This is a genomic window from Cupriavidus sp. 8B, assembly GCF_054589115.1.
Window position 1 is genome coordinate 49,709 of sequence record NZ_BAAILO010000196.1, and the last position, 17,734, is coordinate 67,442.

General features: G+C 59.5%; 14 protein-coding genes and 3 pseudogenes. 6 read left to right on the forward strand and 11 right to left on the reverse strand.

Going from position 1 to position 17,734, the window contains the following annotated elements:
* Positions 1-358 precede the first annotated feature (358 nt).
* Both ACYP5B_RS19165 and ACYP5B_RS19170 read right to left on the reverse strand, forming a co-directional pair.
* On the reverse strand, positions 359-757 hold the full coding sequence (locus ACYP5B_RS19165) for a DoxX family protein (RefSeq protein WP_459570751.1): 399 nt from the start codon (positions 755-757) through the stop codon (positions 359-361).
* Between the two features lie 66 nt (positions 758-823).
* Positions 824-1,795 carry an amidohydrolase family protein gene (locus tag ACYP5B_RS19170; RefSeq protein ID WP_459570752.1) on the reverse strand — a complete coding sequence of 324 codons (972 nt, stop codon included), beginning with the start codon at positions 1,793-1,795 and terminating at the stop codon, positions 824-826.
* A gap of 217 nt (positions 1,796-2,012) precedes the next feature.
* Here ACYP5B_RS19170 and ACYP5B_RS19175 point away from each other — a divergent pair, with 217 nt between their 5' ends.
* The 4 genes and pseudogenes from ACYP5B_RS19175 to ACYP5B_RS19190 all read left to right on the forward strand — a co-directional run.
* Positions 2,013-2,534 (forward strand): MarR family winged helix-turn-helix transcriptional regulator, encoded by a 522-nt coding sequence (locus ACYP5B_RS19175; protein ID WP_459570753.1) that lies wholly within the window; start codon positions 2,013-2,015, stop codon positions 2,532-2,534.
* A gap of 324 nt (positions 2,535-2,858) precedes the next feature.
* The gene (locus tag ACYP5B_RS19180) at positions 2,859-3,878 is read left to right on the forward strand and encodes a Bug family tripartite tricarboxylate transporter substrate binding protein (RefSeq protein WP_459570754.1); all 1,020 of its coding nucleotides are present in this window, start codon (positions 2,859-2,861) and stop codon (positions 3,876-3,878) included.
* Between the two features lie 176 nt (positions 3,879-4,054).
* Positions 4,055-4,648: pseudogene (locus ACYP5B_RS19185) on the forward strand (IS6 family transposase); the annotation flags it as partial.
* 49 nt (positions 4,649-4,697) lie between these two features.
* Positions 4,698-4,885 (forward strand): annotated as a pseudogene (locus tag ACYP5B_RS19190) (Tn3 family transposase); the annotation flags it as partial.
* Positions 4,886-5,007: 122 nt separating this feature from the next.
* On the opposite strand, the gene ACYP5B_RS19195 reads toward ACYP5B_RS19190, so the two are convergent.
* From ACYP5B_RS19195 to ACYP5B_RS19205, 3 genes are all read right to left on the reverse strand, one after another.
* The gene (locus ACYP5B_RS19195; protein ID WP_459570755.1) at positions 5,008-5,952 is read right to left on the reverse strand and encodes a nuclear transport factor 2 family protein; all 945 of its coding nucleotides are present in this window, start codon (positions 5,950-5,952) and stop codon (positions 5,008-5,010) included.
* A gap of 250 nt (positions 5,953-6,202) precedes the next feature.
* Entirely contained in the window at positions 6,203-7,162 is a 960-nt protein-coding gene (locus ACYP5B_RS19200) for a Bug family tripartite tricarboxylate transporter substrate binding protein (RefSeq protein ID WP_459570757.1), read from the reverse strand.
* 43 nt (positions 7,163-7,205) lie between these two features.
* Positions 7,206-8,270 (reverse strand): alpha/beta hydrolase family protein, encoded by a 1,065-nt coding sequence (locus ACYP5B_RS19205; RefSeq protein WP_459570759.1) that lies wholly within the window; start codon positions 8,268-8,270, stop codon positions 7,206-7,208.
* A gap of 101 nt (positions 8,271-8,371) precedes the next feature.
* Between ACYP5B_RS19205 and ACYP5B_RS19210 the strand changes: the two genes are divergently transcribed.
* Positions 8,372-9,388, forward strand: coding sequence for a LysR substrate-binding domain-containing protein (locus tag ACYP5B_RS19210; RefSeq protein WP_459570760.1), 1,017 nt, complete (start codon positions 8,372-8,374; stop codon positions 9,386-9,388).
* 83 nt (positions 9,389-9,471) lie between these two features.
* Here the strand turns inward: ACYP5B_RS19210 and ACYP5B_RS19215 are convergent, their stop codons facing one another.
* The 4 genes from ACYP5B_RS19215 to ACYP5B_RS19230 all read right to left on the reverse strand — a co-directional run bounded on the left by ACYP5B_RS19215 (position 9,472) and on the right by ACYP5B_RS19230 (position 14,086).
* On the reverse strand, positions 9,472-10,509 hold the full coding sequence (locus ACYP5B_RS19215) for a porin (RefSeq protein WP_459570761.1): 1,038 nt from the start codon (positions 10,507-10,509) through the stop codon (positions 9,472-9,474).
* Between the two features lie 431 nt (positions 10,510-10,940).
* Positions 10,941-11,945, reverse strand: coding sequence for an NADPH:quinone reductase (locus ACYP5B_RS19220; protein ID WP_459570762.1), 1,005 nt, complete (start codon positions 11,943-11,945; stop codon positions 10,941-10,943).
* A 57-nt stretch (positions 11,946-12,002) separates the two neighbouring features.
* A complete protein-coding gene (locus tag ACYP5B_RS19225) occupies positions 12,003-12,980 on the reverse strand; it encodes a tripartite tricarboxylate transporter substrate-binding protein (RefSeq protein ID WP_459570763.1) in 978 nt (325 codons plus the stop codon).
* 35 nt (positions 12,981-13,015) lie between these two features.
* Positions 13,016-14,086 (reverse strand): alpha/beta hydrolase family protein, encoded by a 1,071-nt coding sequence (locus tag ACYP5B_RS19230; protein ID WP_459570764.1) that lies wholly within the window; start codon positions 14,084-14,086, stop codon positions 13,016-13,018.
* Positions 14,087-14,982: 896 nt separating this feature from the next.
* On the opposite strand from ACYP5B_RS19230, the pseudogene ACYP5B_RS19235 reads away from it, so the two are divergent.
* Positions 14,983-15,753 (forward strand): annotated as a pseudogene (locus ACYP5B_RS19235) (ISL3 family transposase); the annotation flags it as partial.
* A gap of 57 nt (positions 15,754-15,810) precedes the next feature.
* Here the strand turns inward: ACYP5B_RS19235 and ACYP5B_RS19240 are convergent.
* The gene (locus ACYP5B_RS19240) at positions 15,811-16,029 is read right to left on the reverse strand and encodes a hypothetical protein (RefSeq protein ID WP_459570765.1); all 219 of its coding nucleotides are present in this window, start codon (positions 16,027-16,029) and stop codon (positions 15,811-15,813) included.
* A gap of 35 nt (positions 16,030-16,064) precedes the next feature.
* The gene (locus ACYP5B_RS19245; RefSeq protein ID WP_400100990.1) at positions 16,065-17,627 is read right to left on the reverse strand and encodes a DHA2 family efflux MFS transporter permease subunit; all 1,563 of its coding nucleotides are present in this window, start codon (positions 17,625-17,627) and stop codon (positions 16,065-16,067) included.
* Between the last annotated feature and the right edge of the window lie 107 nt (positions 17,628-17,734).

The following is a 17,734-nucleotide window of genomic DNA, read 5'->3' on the forward strand; positions in this document are numbered from 1 at the left end:
GGTCGGCCTGGCATACGTGCAGGCGTTACGTTAGCTCAGGTGCCGTCGGAAAACGTATCGCGATCTACCGTCGGTGAATGGGTCGGGAGGCCCAATCGCACGTGCGCCATCCGAGAGCGGATCCCGCTTGTCCATGGCGCGGCCACCCTGTCCGCGTGCTCAACGGCGGCGCCCATGCTCGAGCGACCCTCCCTGGGAGCCTCCCCAACGGGTGCACGCTCTCTCGTGCATCGGTCACGCGCGCAGGTTTGCAGTGCCAGCGTAGAAGCTGCTGGGTCAGAAAGAAGCCGCCCTTCAAGCGCACGAACTGTCGGAAGCCTCCGGAATAGGAAGAGATGCCGAGACAATCGACGAAGTTCTAGGATGCGTCGCGCTGCTCGACGGGCGGTGCGCTCTGCGCCAGCAGCAGGAAGCCTCCAGCGATAGCGAGATTCTTGAGGAAGTGGTTGAGTTGATTGCCAAACGTGACTGGGTCCGCCAGCCAGAAACGGTGAGCAATGAGCGCGCTGCCAAGCGTGAAGACCGCCATTCCCCAGGCTACGGCTCGGATGCGCCAGCCGGCGATCAGTGCAATGGCTCCGCCGAGCTCGATCAGGATGGTCACCGGCAGCGCAAGTTCGGGAAATGGTATGCCCAGCGCACTGAAGTAGGCCGTCGTAGCATTCCAGGCAAGTAGTTTGCGAATCCCGGCAATCAGGAAAAGAACGGCAATTAGTGCTCTGGCAGCTCGGATGACTGCCGTGTTCGTAGTCTTCACTATTGACTCCTTGTGGCAAACAGATGTGTCGTCTCGGGACCCGGGTCGACCGTGGAATGCGTTTGATCAATTCAACGAGAACAATCGGGCAGCATTTCCCCCCAGGATCAGATCCTTCTCTCTTTCCGGAATGGCGAGCGATGTCACATGCGACATGTCGGCACCGATAAATGGGTCGTCCGCCCCCCATAGCAGCCGCTCCGCGCCAACGATCTCGCGTGCGGACATGATGGCCGGGCCATAGAACGAGCAGGTGTCGTAGTAGAGTCGACGCGCAAACTCGCTTGGCAGGCGTGTAATGTGCTCCCTGCAGTCCGGAAAGATGCGATAGCCATTGTCCAGGCGCTCCAGGAGTCCAAGCAGCGATCCACCCGTATGTGCAACGATGAATGGGAAATTCGGATAGCGCTCGAACACGCCGGCGTAGATCATTCGGGTCAGCGCTGTGGTCGTTTCGTAGATGAAGCCTACGCGAATCGGTAGTTCGAATTCATCCATGTGGTCCGTACCCAGCGGCTGCATCGGGTGTTCCACCACGGGCAGACGGCGCCGGTCGATCTCCGCCCACAACTCCTCGAAGTCGCGATGATTCAGCGGTGCACCACCGATGTTGGAACCCATCGCGATGCCAACCAGGCCAAGCTCGTCTATGGCTCGCTTCAGCTCGGTCAGCGCGGCTTTTACATCCGCCATCGGCAAGACTGCAAGTCCGCGGAATCTCTGTGGATGCAAGTCGCGCGTGCGAGCGTTTGCATCATTGATGCGGCGTGCCCAGATCACCTGCTCATGCGCCGGCCATTCATACACGCTGGGACTCGAAAGCGAGAGAATCCGCAAGTCGACCCCAAGACGATCCATTGTGCGCACACGTTCGTCCGGATCGAAGAATTCATCCCGGAACCAGGCAACGGTGGTATTTCCCTTGCGAAGGAACGTTTGTCCTGTACTAGCGTTACGCGATACCGATAACCCCATCTGCGTAACCAGGGCATCAAGGTAGTCCTTGTCTATCACATGCGCGTGTATGTCAATCTTCATTTGCGCCTCCATCAGGGTATTGCTACTTGACTCAACCGTAGCGACGTACTGGTCTCCCGGTAGCGCGCCCAAAAGTCGATCGTACGTATATCATATGGTACGATACCATATCGTACAGGATGTACGCCAGTTCGTAAGTTAGTCGATGGTATGGGCGTATACTTTGCAATGACTGCCATTGCAGTTGCTGCATCACTCCCTTCACAACGCTGAAACCATGGACGCAAAAAAAACCGTGCCACGTGCAGTGCGCCGGAAGCATACCGACGAAGCCAGTAATGAGTCAGCCGGAACTGACCACACGAGACCGCTCGCGGAGGAACTAGAACAGGAGCCACTGGGCTACCTGATCCGACACACGCATCGCTCGTTTACCCGTGTACTCGGGGAGCGCCTGCTGGACCACGGTATTTCGCCAGCGCAATGGACAGCGCTGCGCGCGCTTTGGCGTGAAGATGGCTATAGCCAGGTCGAGCTTGCGCAGCGTATCCGTGTCGAAAAGGCATCGTTGACTGCACTGTTAGAGTCGCTTGAGAAGAAGGGCTTGATTCTCAGGTCGCGCAGTGACGAAGACAAGCGCCGCTGGAATGTTCACTTGACCGAGACAGGGCGCTCGCTGGAAGCAGTCCTAATGCCCATTGCACCGCAGATCGAAAAGCTGGCAGTCAAGGGTTTGACAAAAGAAGAAAGTGCCACGCTGCGCTCGCTTCTGAAGAAGGTCTGGGACAACTTGCAGTAGTGCATCGTCCTCTTGCAACGGCCCCGAAGGGGCCGCACGCTATTTGAGCGATCCTGCAGGCGATGAAACACCGGTCTCCACGACCGGCGATATCGCCGTCCTTGCATCCACTCTTCGGCTTTGATGCCGCGCGTTCTATGGCGCGCGTCTTCAAAGTGCCGACGAGGCCTTCCTGGCCGGACCTCTGTGTGATGGCTCCGATGCCACCAACCCACTGACAAAAAAATAGCGCCGTGCCATCTTGACAGCATCTGGTATGAATACATACGATATCAAACCGTACCGAATTTTACATGGCCCTCTCGGGCCGCGGATGGAAGACACATGTCCAAGGCAGATCCAATTCCTCTGAAGGGTTCACATAGGCTGGTTTCCCGTTTGCTGCGCAAGGGCATTGGTGGCATCTCGATCGCTGTTGTTGTACTGGGCGCCACCGCGGCCCTTGCGCAGGATCTTTCGAAGAAACCGATTCACCTGATTGCGCCAATGGCACCGGGCGGTGCCGTGGATACCGTCTCTCGGCTGGTGGGACAGCAATTGTCCATCCAGCTCGGCCAGCCTGTGGTGGTTGAGAACAAGCCTGGTGCCGGCGGCATCGTTGCGGCCAGCTTCGTCGCCCGCTCCAGTCCAGACGGCTATACCGTTTTCGCTGCCGATACTGGGCAGTTGTCGATTAACCCGAGTCTTTACAAGGCGTTGCCTTACGACGTCAGCAAGCCTTTCGTACCAGTCATGGAGGCGGTAACGACGCCGCTGTTCCTGGCGGTGAACGCTTCGCTGCCGATTCATTCGGTCAAGGAACTGATTGCGTATGCCAAAGCGCATCCGCTTTCCTATGGCAGCACTGGCATCGGCAGCGTGCATCAACTGAGTGTGGAGTCTCTGGCGCAGCAGACCGGGATGAAACTGACGCACGTTCCCTATAAAGGGGCATCCCCCGCCGCCGTAGCGCTGGCAGCCAATGAGGTCAACCTTGCAGCCGCGTCTCTGTCATCACTGCGCCCCTATCTGGATAGCGGAAAGATTCGGCTGATCGCGGTTACCACGCGGAATCGCGCGGCTGTTATGCCGAATGTGCCTAGCGTGGCGGAATCCGGCGTTGCAGGGTTCGATGTAGCGGTGGGCATTGGCTTCGTGCTACCACCCGGCGCATCACAGAGCGTGGCAAACCGCTTGCATGACGGCCTCGCCAAGGCCATGGCGTCACCTGACGTCAAACAGAAGCTCGAAGCGCTGGGATGGGAAATCCGGGCGGGCTCGCAACAGCAATATGACCAGAAGATCAGAAGTGACGCAGCGATGTATCGCAAGGTCATCGAAGCAGCCGGCTTGCGTGTGGAATGAGCCGATTCACGTCTGAAACTCGGGGCTGACGATTTACCTACGACATAAGAATACGGAGGAGGAGACAATGGAGACGAAGGGAATCTCGCGCATTGCGGCAGCCACTGCAATGCTTGCGCTGATGGGAGGGGCTCAGGCCCAAAGCTCGTCGGTGACCATTTATGGTCTGGTCGATACGGGCGATCCGCCGCTGGTGCGACAAGTTCGGTGCGACCGTCGCCCACTGCGTCAAGGCGGCACGCCGCAAGGCGGACTCGACCTGGCATCTCGACGAGGTGTTCGTGAGGCTGTGCGGCGAACCCTACCTGCTGTGGCGCGCCGTCGATCAGCATGGCGCTGAACTCGATATTCTGCTGCAGAAACGCCGCGACAAGGCCGCGGCCAAACGCATCTTCAAGCGTGTCCTGGCGGCTTGCCATGAGGTACCGCGCAAGATTGTCACCGACCAGCTGCGCAGCTATCCGGTCGCAAAGGCCGGGATCCCTGAGCTTGCGAACGTCCGGCACGTGTTCGTGAAGGCCAGTGCCCGCGTGAACAACCGCGCCGAAAACAGCCAGCAGCCCACCCGTGAACGCGAGCGGCGCATGCGCGGTTTTCGCCTGCCTGAGCGCACGCAGGCTTTTCTCTCGAGCTTCGGTTCCATCCGCCAGCACTTTGCGCTCAAGCGACATCTGCTGCGCCCATCGCTATATCGCAAGCAGCTTGCCGCGCGGTTCGACTCGTGGCGTATTTTTACTGGCATCGCCCCAAATCCGTCCACTGCCTTCTGAGTCGCGACGCCACCTGCCGATGTGCCGGCCCGTGACCTTCAACGTGACAGCGCCGTTGCGCAAGCTCAAGGAATTGCAGGAGAAAGGACATCCCGTCGATGTCGAGGTGCTGAAGGTGCTTTCCCCTTACCGGCGCGAGCATATCAATCGGCTCGGGAACTACCTGCCGGACCTCCAGAGGCGGGCTCCGCGCCGCTCGATCCAACGATCGATTTTCCTTTCAAATCAGCCGCTTAGCGGAGATGTGGCGGATATTTGACGAATCCCGGCCGACCCTCTGATGGTACAGGGCAGCCGGCATACCGGTGAGCCCGTCCGAGCGGCGGTGAAACCAGCGCCGCGGCGGCGGGTGCCCTGATCTAAAACGGATCGTTGCTGTTCTTGCGCTGCTCGGGCGGCGGGATGAGCGAAAGGACATCCCAGTGCTCGGCGATCTTGCCATTCTCGACGCGGAACAGGTCGTAATTGGCCGTGTGTCCCGATACCGCATTCGCATCGACGATCGCGAGCACGAAGTTGCCTTCCGCGATAAAGCGGCGTGGCTCGAGCACCGGCCCGGTTTTAGGCTTGGCGGAACCGGCTCCAGCCTGAACCACATCATTGATCCGAGTTTGCAGGCGTGCAGCGCCATCGCCAACTTTCGATGCGTGCTGCGCGTAGTGCATGGTGTCGATGAACTCGCCCATGCGGTCGAAATGCTGTTCCACAGTCACCACTTGCTTGAAAGATTGCACGAGCGCGCGATTTGCTTCGGTCCTATCGAGATCGGTGATGGTAGTGGGACCATCGACCTGCGTACGGCCGGCGGGATTTGGCGGCGCCAGCGGCTCCTGCCCCCCCCAGTGCTCGACAATCTTGCCGTGCTTGAAGCGGAACAAGTCGAACGCGATCAGCGCCGGACGATCCTTGAGACCCTCATACTTCGAATGTACCAACACCAGGTCGCCGTCGATCAATGTGCGGTAGATAGTGATACTCGCATTCGGAGAGCTGGCGACGTCGCGCGCAAATGCCCGCTCCCCCGCCAGTCCGTCCGCAATCATCGGATCATGCTGCACGAAAGGCTCGGCGAACCAGCGATCCACGGCGTCCGGGTCTTTCTTCTGGAAGATGTCAATCAGGGCGTGCTGAGCCTTCTCACCCAGCATCGCCGATGGTTTTCCCTTGTCGTCCATGGCACAACCGGAAATCAGCTTTAGAGTGCCCATGACGGCGATGGCCGGCAGCACTTTTCTCCATCGCACCGCCGTGGCGAGCGCTAACGCGGTCAGGGCTGCGACGATGTGCTGGTTCTTGGCATTCATCTGTCTCTCTCTATCTTCTGTGTTGATGCGTTGCATGTGGCCCGTGGAGTGCGGCTATGGCGCGTAACGTCCGGGATGTTTACTGGTTCTGTCGCGATAAGGATGAAAGGACAAGCGAGGTCCGACATGAGCGGGACTGCTTAAATCACCAGCGAATGGAATTGTTCGGAAGCGGTTCGCGCAATGCCTTCGTTCCGTCTCGCGCTCGCCATTCTGGTCAATCGATTGCTCGAAATAACGCTGGGTGAACTCAAATCTTGATGTTTGCCTCCTTGATGAGCTTTGCGTTCGATACGAACTCCTTGCGGATGAGTTCGGAGAACTCTGCCTGGCTCATCGACATTGGGTCACAGGCCAGGTCGACCAGGCGACGCTTGGTGTCCGGTTCGTCAAGAACCGTTTTGAAGTCCGTGTAGAGCCTCGACATGAGCGGCGCCGGGGTCGCAGTAGAGATGAGTGCACCAAACCATGCGAGGTACTCGGACCCCGGATAGCCAGCCTCGACCGTCGTGGGCAGGTCCGGCAGCAGCGGCGTCCGATTCGGCGACCCGATGGCGAGCGGAATGAGCCTCCCGTCCTTGATGTACGGCAAGGCTTGGGCAAGGGCCGCAAAGTAGACGTCCGCGCGGCCGGCAATCACTTCATTGAGCGCGTCCGGCGAACCTTTCATCGGCACATGAGTGATGTCGATTCTGGCGGCATACTTCAGGCGCTCCAGGTTCATGTGCGAGGAGGTGCCGATGCCGGCCGACGCGGCAAACAGCTTGCCAGGGTTCGCACGTGCATATTCGATGAGTCCCTGGAAGGTCTTGATACGTCTTCCCGGGTAGGTCACCAGCACCGTCGGTGCGGATGCCAATGCAATGAGGGGCGTCAGGTTCGCCGTATCAATCATCTTCGGGCGCAGAAGCGGTGCGACCGTGAATGCGGACGAATGGACCAGGATGGACTTGCCATCAGGCTCTGCGCGGATTACGGATTGCGCCGCGATAAGGCCGCCTGCTCCGAGCCGGTTCTCGACGAGATAGGTATCGCCACTTGTGAGCTTGAGACGCTCCGACAGCACCCGCGCTACCGTATCCGAAACGCTTCCAGGAGTGAAGCCCGCGATGAGGCGCCTAACCGTGCCCTGAGCGTGCACGGACGACGCCATGGGGGCGGCGACTCCCGCGGCGATTGCCTTGAGCAGCATACGCCTTGAGTTGTTCATTTTGGTCTCCTCTTTTTTGCCCTTTGGAACCGCAGTCTACGAACTATGCCGTAAGCCGCTCCAGCATCCAGTCCGCAATCTGGGAACGATACCGATAGGGGCGGTTGTTGACGATGTGATTGCCGTCGTCCACCACGATGAGTTCGCATTTAGCCGGCGCCAGCTCAGCAATCTTCAACGCATCAGTCCACGGCACCAGGCGGTCTTGCTTGCCAGCCACAAGCATCAGCGGGCATTCGATGTGCTTCGCGGCTTCCTTCAGCGTCAACGTGGAAGCACGGGCGCGGGCCTCTTCATCCGAGTTGCACTTCGACCTGACGCGGAACGCTTCCCTGGTCAGCTCCGGCAGGTCATCCCAGAGGTCGCCCAGGTCGAACGGGCCGGACAGACTCACGCAGGCGCGAATGCGCTTCTCATAGGCGACAGCGCGCGGCGCATAGTAGCCGCCCAGGCTGACGCCGACCAACCCGATGGCATTGGTGTTCAGGTCGTTGCGTGTCAGCGCCCAATCGACTGCCGCCGTGACCGCAACCTCATAGTCGCCGCGAATGGGGTAGCGATATTCCGACTCGCCTTGGCCGGGGCCGTCCATGATGAAGGTGGCCATGCCGCGAGCCAGGAATGGGAGCTCGTATGCTTCGAGTTCTTCCTTGGCCGAGTCGACGCCAGGCACGAAGATGACGAGCGGCGGATTCTCAATGCCATTCGGCTTGCGAAGGACACCGACAAGGTTTCCGTCCAGGAACGGAAACTCGATGCGCTCACCAGGAGGGTCGATGTGCGCCAGAGCCATAGTGCGGCACGTCACCGCCTTCATGTGCGCCTGCTGCATCTGTTCAACGTCGTTCACAAAGACAAACTTTGCGAAGTGGTAGTACACGGCCGCCCGATTCAGGTGTTCCCCCGCGGTGCGGTAGTAGCGGTTCGCCAGCGCTTGGGTGCCGAGCGCCTCGTGCACCGCTGCCCGGTCGCACCACGCTTGGCACCAATCCTCCCAGCGTGGGATTCCAGCCGTCACTTCGTTGAAGTCGGCCAGGAGTACGCCGTTCGATACGAACCTTGGCCCCCAGTGTGCGATCGCTGACCGCACTCGTGCATCTTGTGTCATCGTTTCTTTTCCTTTCCTTTTCATTCGCGCAGCCGCAGACCGTAGAGCCGCTCGGGATTGACTTTACGAATGCACGGCTATAATGTACAGGAACGTTTTTCTTGGATTCGATAACCTACGGGTATAGTCTAGTTATGAACATCCAGCAGTGCCGGTACCTCGTTGCGGTCGAAGGCCATTCCTGTAACCTCACGGAAGCCGCGAAAAGCCTGTTCACTTCGCAACCAGGCATCAGCAAACAGCTCAAGCTGCTCGAGGAAGAGGTCGGCGCTACGTTGCTGGTTAGACGCCGAAATCGGATCGTGGGATTGACCCCCGCAGGGGAAGTGGCGGTCACTATCGCGAAGAGGATTCTTCGTGACGTTGAGAGGCTTCGGCTGCTGGGCAGGGATTTCAGTGAGTCGCCCAGCGGAACCCTCACGGTTGCAGCCACGCATGTGCAGGCGCGCTATGTCCTGCTGCCCCTCGTCAGAAAATTCAAGCAGGCATTTCCAGAGGTGGATATTCGCCTCATGCAATGCAATCCCGACCAGGTCGCCAGCCTGGTCTCAAGCGGGGTCGCCGACTTCGGTGTGAGCATCTCGCCAGCTGCGAGCCCTACGACCGACCTGGTGCGCCTACCGTGCTACCAGACTGGGCGTTTCATCATTACACCCAAAGGCCACGATCTGACCAAGCTATCTCGAGTCACGCTGAAGGACCTGGCAAGGTATCCGCTCGTCAGCCTTGATAGCAGCTTCTCTGCCGGCGTCTCGGTGCTAAGCAGTATGGAGGCTGCTGGATTGAGTCCGAAAGTGGTGATGAGCGCGACCGATGCCGGCATCATCAAAGCCTATGTCGAGGCAGGACTTGGTGTCGCCACTATCCCTTCAATCGCGTTTGACTCAGCTAGAGATACTGAGCTCGCCAGCATCGACGCCCAGCATCTCTTTCCCCCCTCTGTGGTCAGCATCTGGATTCACCGTGATGCCTTTGTCTCGCACAATACCCAGGCGTTCATACAAATGATCGCGCCGCAATGGGACGCAGCGGCAATTGATACAGTGTTGCAAGTTGGCCCAGAAGAAGATGAGCTGGCGCTTGCTGAAGTGTCAAAGCTGCCACGAAAGGCGACCTGACGGATGTTTCCTGGTTCTCCAGAGCAATTCGGGATGAATGCGTCCAAGGCGAGCGAACAACTCGCCCTGGATTGCGATGATGCTTAGAACTTGTGACGCAGGCCGACGCCGAAGGTGTTGCCCGTTCCCGCGTTGCTCAGCTTGTCGTAGAGGTAGTTTGCGTACACGTCAGTCCGTTTCGAGAGGAAATAGCTGTAGCCGATGCCGGCTGTGGCGCGATGGAAGTCGCTCGCAGTGTTCTGGTCATTCTTTGTCCAGACATAGCTTGCGTTAAGACGGCCAGGGCCCAGCGGGGTCGATGCACCAACGTGGTATGTGTGGGTGCGCAAATCAGAACCATCGTTTCGCGTCTGTATGTATGTCAGGAACAGCTTCGTGACCTTGAAGTCGTACGAAGCTCCAGCGAACAATACCTTTTGGGCCGGTTCCGTTGGCGTAACCGCAGTGCCGAATTTCACGTAGTTCCCGCCCACAGCAAGGTCAATCGGTCCGTTCTGGTAACGGATGATGCCGCCGACATTGTTGTTGCCGTTTGTGGTTGCCGCTTCCCCAAGGGCATACATGAACTGAACGCTAAAGCCACCGAAGGTAGGCGAGAGATAGCGAGCTGAGTTGCTCCAGCCAGTGTCACCGTGAATCAGGCGCCCGAAGTTTGGCGTGTAGGTCTGATTCGTGAGCGGGGAAAAACGCGTTGATGCTGCGAACGGGTCGAACTGGCCCGTGATGTATAACATCGGGGTGGAGTTGCGACCGAGGCGCACAGTACCGTACGTGTCGGAAGAGAGCCCCACGTATGCAGCACGGGCGAACATCGAGTCAGCGGAGTTCCGACCGAGCCCACCCGTATCGACCATGAAGTAGCTTTCCAGGGCGAACACGCTGCTCCACCCACCGCCGAGGTCTTCTTCACCAGCCATGCCCCAGAACGGTGTGGTCTCACCGCCGTTATCCAGCTGGAAGGAACTCCGCGCCGCGCCACTGGGCTTGATGCTTCCGACATAGGTATCGAGCAAACCATAAAGTTGCACGTTTCCAGCATGTGCGACACCCGAAAGCCCAAACAGCGAAGCGACGCTGGCCATGGCGGCGACCTTGGTAAGACAAGTGCGACTCGATTTCAACTTTGTCTCCTATAGTTTTTGATGTATGCACTGCGAAAGCCGTTTCCGTGTCGTTGTGGCCCGAGGCGCCAGCCGCAAGGACGAGCGCGACCTATCCCCGCATCGCTGGATGCGGGGATGGGTGTGTACTTGTTGCGGAAGCTCTAGCGAGCAGATGGCGCGGCTGAGAGTCCGGGACAATTCGAGCGACAGTTGACTAGCTCCGGCGCGTATAGTCCTCCGACGCCGCCGTTCCAAATTGGGGTAAGGCATAGCCAGCAGAAGAAGCGCGGAAAGCTGGATTGCTTCTCGACACGGTGCGGCTCATTCTGTACTCTGCATATCGAGTCGTATTACTTGCGAACAGCGGCCTCGGTCCCATGAAAGTGCAGACCTCGCCTTGGAGTACCACGTAGTGCTTTTCTGCTTTGTCCAGGGATATTTGACGGGAACTACTCGCTGTTCGCCGTCGATGAAGCAAGCGTGAGCAACATGTGGCCGATCTTCTCCCCTTGTTCGACGCCTGCATGCGCGGCAACGATCTCACTCAAAGGAAAGCGTTGTGCGACAGCGAAGATCGCAGTTCGAGTGGCGACCCATGTCGCAAGGTTGTCGATGGCCTGTTGCTTCGCTTCGGTGGGCATCGTATACACGAAGATCATCTGGATGCGGGCATTCTTCGGACTCATGCTGAAATGCGAAATCTCCGCGTTGTGAACAGCCTGCGAGCCGTAGGTGGCGATCGTCCCGTAAGGACGAATCAATTCGAAGTCAAGCGCGATGTTCTGACCGAGTTCGACTTCGATGATGCGATCAACGCCCTTTCCGGCCGTCAGGTCGAAGATGACCTCACGCAACGGCTCAGACTTGTAATTAACGATGTGGTCCGCACCTGCTCGTTCAGCATGAAGTGCCTTCGCCTCGTTACTCACTGTTGTAATGACCCGAGCGCCGGCCCACTTGGCGAGTTGGGTTGCATAGTGACCGACCACGCCGGCGCCGCCTTGGACAAGCAGTGTCTTGCCGGCCACGTCGCCGTCGGAAAATACAGCGCGGTGGGCAGTCATGTAGGGCACCCCCAAACAGGCTCCTGCATCGAAGCCAAGCTCTGCAGGAAGTCGGGCGACCTGCGCGATAGGGACGACGACGAATTCGGCTGAAGTTCCAAAAGGACGATTCCATTGCGCTTCATACGTCCAGACGCGGCGGCCTATCCATTCGGTGTCTACGCCTGCCCCGACCTTGTCGACGACTCCGGCGCCATCGCAGCCGGGGATGACGCGCGGGAACTCCATGCGCTTGCGCAACCCCATGCGCATTTTGACGTCAGATGGGTTCACGCCGGCCGACCTCAGTGCAATTCTGACTTCATTGGGCCCTGGCTCGGCGTCGGGCATCTGGCCCACATGGAGGACGTCCGCTGCCTCTCCATTGCGTTCATACCATGCTGCAAGCATAGGCTCCTCGTGAATCGGTGTGAATTGAAAATGGCCCGGCCATCAAAGGCAGCGAGTTCAGTCAGTTTTGATGCCAGCCGATTTGACGAGCTTCGCGTTGGTATCGAGCTCCGCCTTGATCCTTGCGTCGAAGTCCTCGGCACTCATCGAGTAGGGCTCTGCGCCGAGATGCTCCAATTGCTCTCGCACCTGCCGCGCTTCAAGTGCCCTCTTTGCGGCTTGATTAAGCTTGGCAATGGTGGCCCGCGGCGTCTTTGCAGGCACCAGCATTCCGATCCAAAACAAGTAGTCGGCATTGGCCACGCCCGCCTCTGCCATCGTTGGTACGTTGGGAAGGAGCGCCAACCGCTTATTGGTTCCTACCGCCAGTGCCTTCAGCCGTCCTTCCTTCACGAGGGGAAACGCCGAAACGAGCGGGGCAAAGAAATAATCGACACGCCCACTGATCGTCTCTGTCATAGCTTCCATCGAGCCTTTGAACGGAATATGGGTCGCGCTGATGCCAGCAGCGACGCGAAACTTCTCCGCGTTCATGTAGGTGGCCGTTCCGACACCCACCGACGCGTAGTTAAGCTTGCCAGGTTCTGCCTTCGCTGCGTCCACGATGTCCTTGACGGACCTGAATTTGCTCTTCTCTCCCACCACGAGAATATTAGGCACCACCGCGAGTGGGGTGACGCCTACAAAGTCTCGGACGGGATCGTAGGGCACCTTCGATATCACTGGATTTACCGTGTGACTGCTCGTGGAGATATAGACGGTGTACCCGTCGGGAGGGGCGGCAAGCAAGGTGTTGATCGCTATCAGACCGCTGGCGCCCGGCTTGTTCTCCAGGTAGACAGGCACACCCAGGGCGGCTGCGAGCTCGCTGGCAATCATGCGTCCGATGATGTCGGAAGCGCTACCGGCGGAGGCAGCCGAAACCAAACGCAAGGCGTGAGTCGGAAAATCGCCCGCGTTCGCTGACATGGCCTCCAGCAGGACGCACGATGCTACAAGACATCTTGCCATGGACTTGAGTGCTTCCAGTGCCAATTTAGTCATTCCGGGGTGGTGTTGTGTCTTCGTGGCTAGACGCGTGGCAGGCCGAGCTGCTGGGCCATCCAATCGGCGCTGCGCGTCCGGTATCGGTAGGTGCGGTTGTTCGCAATGTGGTTGCCGTCTTCGACGATGATAAGTTCAACCGGACCGCTGGCTTCATCTGCGATTCGCTTCACCTGCTGCCAGGGAACCAGCCGGTCGAGCTTGCCGGCAACCAGGAAGAGGGGACACTCGATTTGACGCGCGATACCGTTCCCGAGCGTCAGCGTCGCGCTGAAGTTGAGGGCTTCTGCCTGCGTCGAGCAGTGACTGCGGACGCGAAACGCCTCGCGCGTCAACTCGGGCAACTGCTCCCAGCCGACCGAGAAATCGTAAGGACCTGCTAACGCGATGCATGCCTTGATGCGCTTCTCGAAGGCTGCGGCGCGGGGCGCATAGTATCCGCCCAGACTGACCCCCCAGAGACCGACGTTCTCTCCGTCTACTTCCGGACGCGTCGCGATCCAGTCAATGATCGATTTCACCGGGACCTCGTAGTCACCGCGGATCGGAAAGTCGTACTCGGCTTCTCCAATACCGGGGCCGTCGACCATCAATGTCGCGATCCCGCGCGCAAGAAACGGGAGTTCGTAAGGCTCGATCTCTTCCTTGGCTGAATCCAACCCTGGAATCATAACCATAACCGGAGGCTTGACGGTGCCAGGGGGAAGTCGGAGGAAACCGGCAAGCACGCCGCCTTCGAACGGGATTTCAACGCGCCGGGCCGGTGGACGCAAATATGGGATGGCTAGTTGCTTGCACTCGATCGCCTTCACATGTGCAGCGCGCAATTGCGCGGGATCCTGAACGAAAAGAAACTTGGCGAAGTGATAGTAGACCCCCGCCCGAGACAGGTGCTCACCGGCGCTCGTGAAGTAGCCCTCTGATAGGGCGTCGCGTCCCACGGCCTCGTGGACTGCAGCTCGCGCCGACCATGCGCGGCACCAATCATCCCAATGGCTGATGCCAGCGGTGACCTCCTGAAAATCGGCAAGCAACACGCCGTTGCTGATAAAGCGTGGCGCCCAATGCGAGATGGCGGATTCGACTCGTTTGTCCACAGATACTCCTTCTCAGACGGTACAAGAGCCCTCGCACGGCGGCGAGGAGTACGGGTGATTCTAGAAAATGCGTGCACTGTTGCATAAGAATTCCTTCTTCGAACGCTATCGCTGTAGGTTATGGTGCAAGCCAGCACCGAGTAGGGCCTCGGTTCATGGGCGCGTTGGCCTAGCCAGACTGGGTGGTCGGATCAAACGCCGGTGATGTGTCGAGTGGCGCCTCTGAGCGGAGGCCATCCGTGGCCATGGAATGGGTCGGCTGGGGCGACAGCATTATGCTGAAATCCAGCACACAGCTGCGAACCCAGTGGTGGCGGTGGATTGAGACGTAGGTGATTGAGGATTCGATTAAATGCTTGGCGTCGAAATCGCTCATTGAAACCGTGAAGTGTAGTAAAAATACTCCCTCCGGTCCTTACCAGGAGACGTTGTAAATCAATAGGTTAGCGATTCCTGCATTAGTCTCCGTACCAAGATTACTACCATTTTGAGAGTAGTAATCTTGGCACTATCCGGCGGCGCGAAGTAAAGTTGGAACTATCGCTGGTCCGTCGCTTGGGCGCATCTTTACTACCTCTTACGCTGACTACGCGGCTTCGATCTCGTTGACTAAAAGAAGCATTCTTCCGCGTCATGGCCAAAAAAGGCTGCAATCTAGGCCGGTGAGGCAAAAGCCGGGGCGCATTGCCACCGCATAAGCGTAGGAACGCAGCGGACACGCGCGCCCCGAACTGCGGCAGTGAAGGATAGCCGTGAAACGGTGATATAGGCGTAATCAAGGCGCGTATCAACTTTACTTCGCAAACGGAACACGATTACGGGTCTTCCGCACTTTGTGTGACGGCCGCGTCGAGGGCTTGATTTCGTGCCGATCTAGCCCTACGTTGATCGTTACCATGAGCCAAGTTCTCAGTGGGATCGATCGTATTCTCGCCCGTGTGGGTAAGCGCGTCGTCTCCAGCGACGCGCGAGGGGAGACCATCACTGTCGAAGCCTGCAGTACGGTTCGCGCGGCACCTTGTCCTGCCTGCCGTCGTTGGAGAAACCGACTCCACGGCAGCTATGTGCGCAGGCTGGAAGAACGTCCGATGCTTGAGCAGCGGGTCGTTCTCGCCGTGGAGGTGCGTCGCTTCAAGTGTGCGAATGCCGGCTGCCCCCGTCGTACCTTTGCCGAGAACATCCACGCCTTGGCCGGTCGGCATCAACGCCGAACGCGATCACAGGCTCGGGCGTTGCACGCGCTGGGCCACGCCCTCGGTGGTGAAGCGGCAGCCCGGCTTGCTAACGCCTTGGGCTTGCGCACCAGTGCCGACACCGTGCTGCGGGAGTTGCGAAGAGTTCCTGGGCGCAAGCGCAAACCACGACCGCGGGTCGTCGGCATCGATGATTGGGCGATTGCGCGCGGTCACCAGTACGGAACGATCATCGTCGACCTGGAGCGACGTGAGCCGATTGAAGTGTTCGCCGGTAGGGAAACAACTGCGGTGGCCGCGTGGATGCGTGCGCACCCATCGATCGAGATCGTCGCCAGGGACCGGGCCGGGGCCTACTCCGAGGCGGTCGACATCGCGCTGCCGGCAGCCAGGCAAGTCTCCGATCGCTGGCATCTGCTGTGCAACCTGCGCGACAACGTCGAAAGGCTGCTATACCGACTCGGGCCGCAACTCTAATCCTGCGCAAGCCGACCCGGTTCGAATGGGCCGCAGGGCGTTGGCCTTGCCGCGCTAGCGCCGGATGCCGCCCACATGTCCCAGTCCCATACCGATGACGTACAACGAGCATGCCAGCGTCATCAGCAGCAGGGCGCCCACCATGGAAGCAGTCATCGTTTGGGTTGCCATCACCGACAGAAAGGAGGCGCTACGCCAGCTAGCGGTGGCAAGATGGTAAGACGCACGGCCGATTCGCCTGCCGGCGGCAATGAGGAAAGTGCGTCGCATCATCGATGGCTCCGGATGATCTGTGGATGGTCCTGGCTTCAGTGCGCGGCCGCGGCGGCCTCCGATACTTGGCCCTTGATCGGCTTGGTGAGCCAGATCAGCGGCACGATTGCAATGAAGATCACGCCCGAGATCCAGAAGATGTCGTTCAGGCCAAGCATGATGGCTTGCGTGTTCAGGCTGCGCTCGAAGTAGGCGACGGCCTGGCCCGGCGTAAAGCCCAGCGTCGATTGGATCGACTGGAGGGCGGCACCGTACAGCGGGTTGTTCGGGCTGGCCTGCTCGGCCAGTTGGGCGTGGTGCAGCACGGCGCGGTTGTTCCAGCCGGTGGTGGCCAGCGACGTACCCACCGCGCCGCAGAACACGCGGGCGAAGTTGGACAGGCCTGCGGCGGCGGGGATCTTCTCGGGCGGCAGGCCCGAGAGGATGATCGTGGTCAGCGGCACGAAGAGGAGCGCGGTCGGAATGCCTTGCAGCAAGGTGGGCAGCACCAGGGTGAAGGTATCCACGCCGGTGGTGTAGTGGGAGCGCATGAAGAAGACAGCGGCGAAGCCGACGAAGGAAAGCGTGGCAAGCACGCGCAACTCCGCCTTGTGCAAGAGCTTGCCCAGCACCGGCGCGAGCAGCACGGCGAAGATGCCCAGCGGCGCGGTCACCAGGCCGGCGTTGACGGCGGGGTAGGCCAGGAACTGTTGCATCCATTGCGGCAGCACGACCAGGTTGGCAAAGAAGACCGCATAGGCAACCGAGATGGCGACGGTGCCGGCCAGGAAGTTGCGACCCTTGAACAGGCGAAGGTCGATGATCGGGTTCGGCTCGGTCAGTTCCCAGATGACGAAGAAGAGGAAGCTGAGCATCGCCACGATCGCCAGGATGATGATGACCGGAGAGCTGAACCAGTCCAGGTCCTTGCCCTTGTCGAGCATGATCTGCAACGAGGCGACCCAGGTGATCAGCGAGGCCAGGCCCACCAGGTCGATCGGCAGCTTGCGGGCCGGCGTCTCGCGGTCCTTGTAGATGGCCCACGTAACGGCCGCGGCAAACAGGCCAACCGGCACGTTGATGTAGAAGATCCAGGACCACGAGTAGCTGTCCGTCATCCAGCCGCCCAGTGCGGGGCCGGCGATCGGGCCTACGGTGGCGGTCATGGCCCACAGGGCCAGTGCCATGGCGCTCTTTTCCTTGGGATACGAGCCCAGCAGGATGGATTGCGACAATGGGATAAGCGGTCCTGCGACCGCGCCCTGCAGGATGCGGGCAGCAAGCAGCACGGTCAGGTTGGGGGCAATGCCGCACAGCCAGGACGACAGCACAAACAGCAGGATGGCGGCGACGAACAGACGGATCTGACCCACACGTTGGGTCAGCCAGCCCGTCAACGGAATCGCGACCGCATTGGCGGCGGCGAACAAAGTGATCACCCAGGTGCCTTCGTCGATCGACACACCGAGGTTGCCGGAAATGGTCGGAATCGCGACGTTGGCGATCGACGAGTCCAGCACGTTCATGAATGTGGCCAGGGCCACGGCTAAGCTTCCCAGCACGAGCTTGCCGCCGGTGAGCGGCGCGGGTGCGGTCTGGATCTGGGCTGGGGATTGCATGGGGGCCTTCCGAAAGAGATTCGCTTTGGGGGCCGCCGCGCGGTCTGCGACGGCGGCCCGGTTATTAATCTGACGTATCAGATAAATGGGCGAGAGAGAGCTTGTGT

Excerpts from the sequence above, each read along its gene's own strand:
- ACYP5B_RS19205 (WP_459570759.1), bottom strand. The coding sequence starts at position 8,270 with ATGACACAAGATGCACGAGTGCGGTCAGCGATCGCACACTGGGGGCCA.
- ACYP5B_RS19200 (WP_459570757.1), bottom strand. The coding sequence starts at position 7,162 with ATGAACAACTCAAGGCGTATGCTGCTCAAGGCAATCGCCGCGGGAGTC.
- ACYP5B_RS19170 (WP_459570752.1), bottom strand. The coding sequence starts at position 1,795 with ATGAAGATTGACATACACGCGCATGTGATAGACAAGGACTACCTTGAT.
- ACYP5B_RS19175 (WP_459570753.1), top strand. The coding sequence starts at position 2,013 with ATGGACGCAAAAAAAACCGTGCCACGTGCAGTGCGCCGGAAGCATACC.
- ACYP5B_RS19220 (WP_459570762.1), bottom strand. The coding sequence starts at position 11,945 with ATGCTTGCAGCATGGTATGAACGCAATGGAGAGGCAGCGGACGTCCTC.
- ACYP5B_RS19245 (WP_400100990.1), bottom strand. The coding sequence starts at position 17,627 with ATGCAATCCCCAGCCCAGATCCAGACCGCACCCGCGCCGCTCACCGGC.
- ACYP5B_RS19195 (WP_459570755.1), bottom strand. The coding sequence starts at position 5,952 with ATGAATGCCAAGAACCAGCACATCGTCGCAGCCCTGACCGCGTTAGCG.
- ACYP5B_RS19180 (WP_459570754.1), top strand. The coding sequence starts at position 2,859 with ATGTCCAAGGCAGATCCAATTCCTCTGAAGGGTTCACATAGGCTGGTT.
- ACYP5B_RS19240 (WP_459570765.1), bottom strand. The coding sequence starts at position 16,029 with ATGATGCGACGCACTTTCCTCATTGCCGCCGGCAGGCGAATCGGCCGT.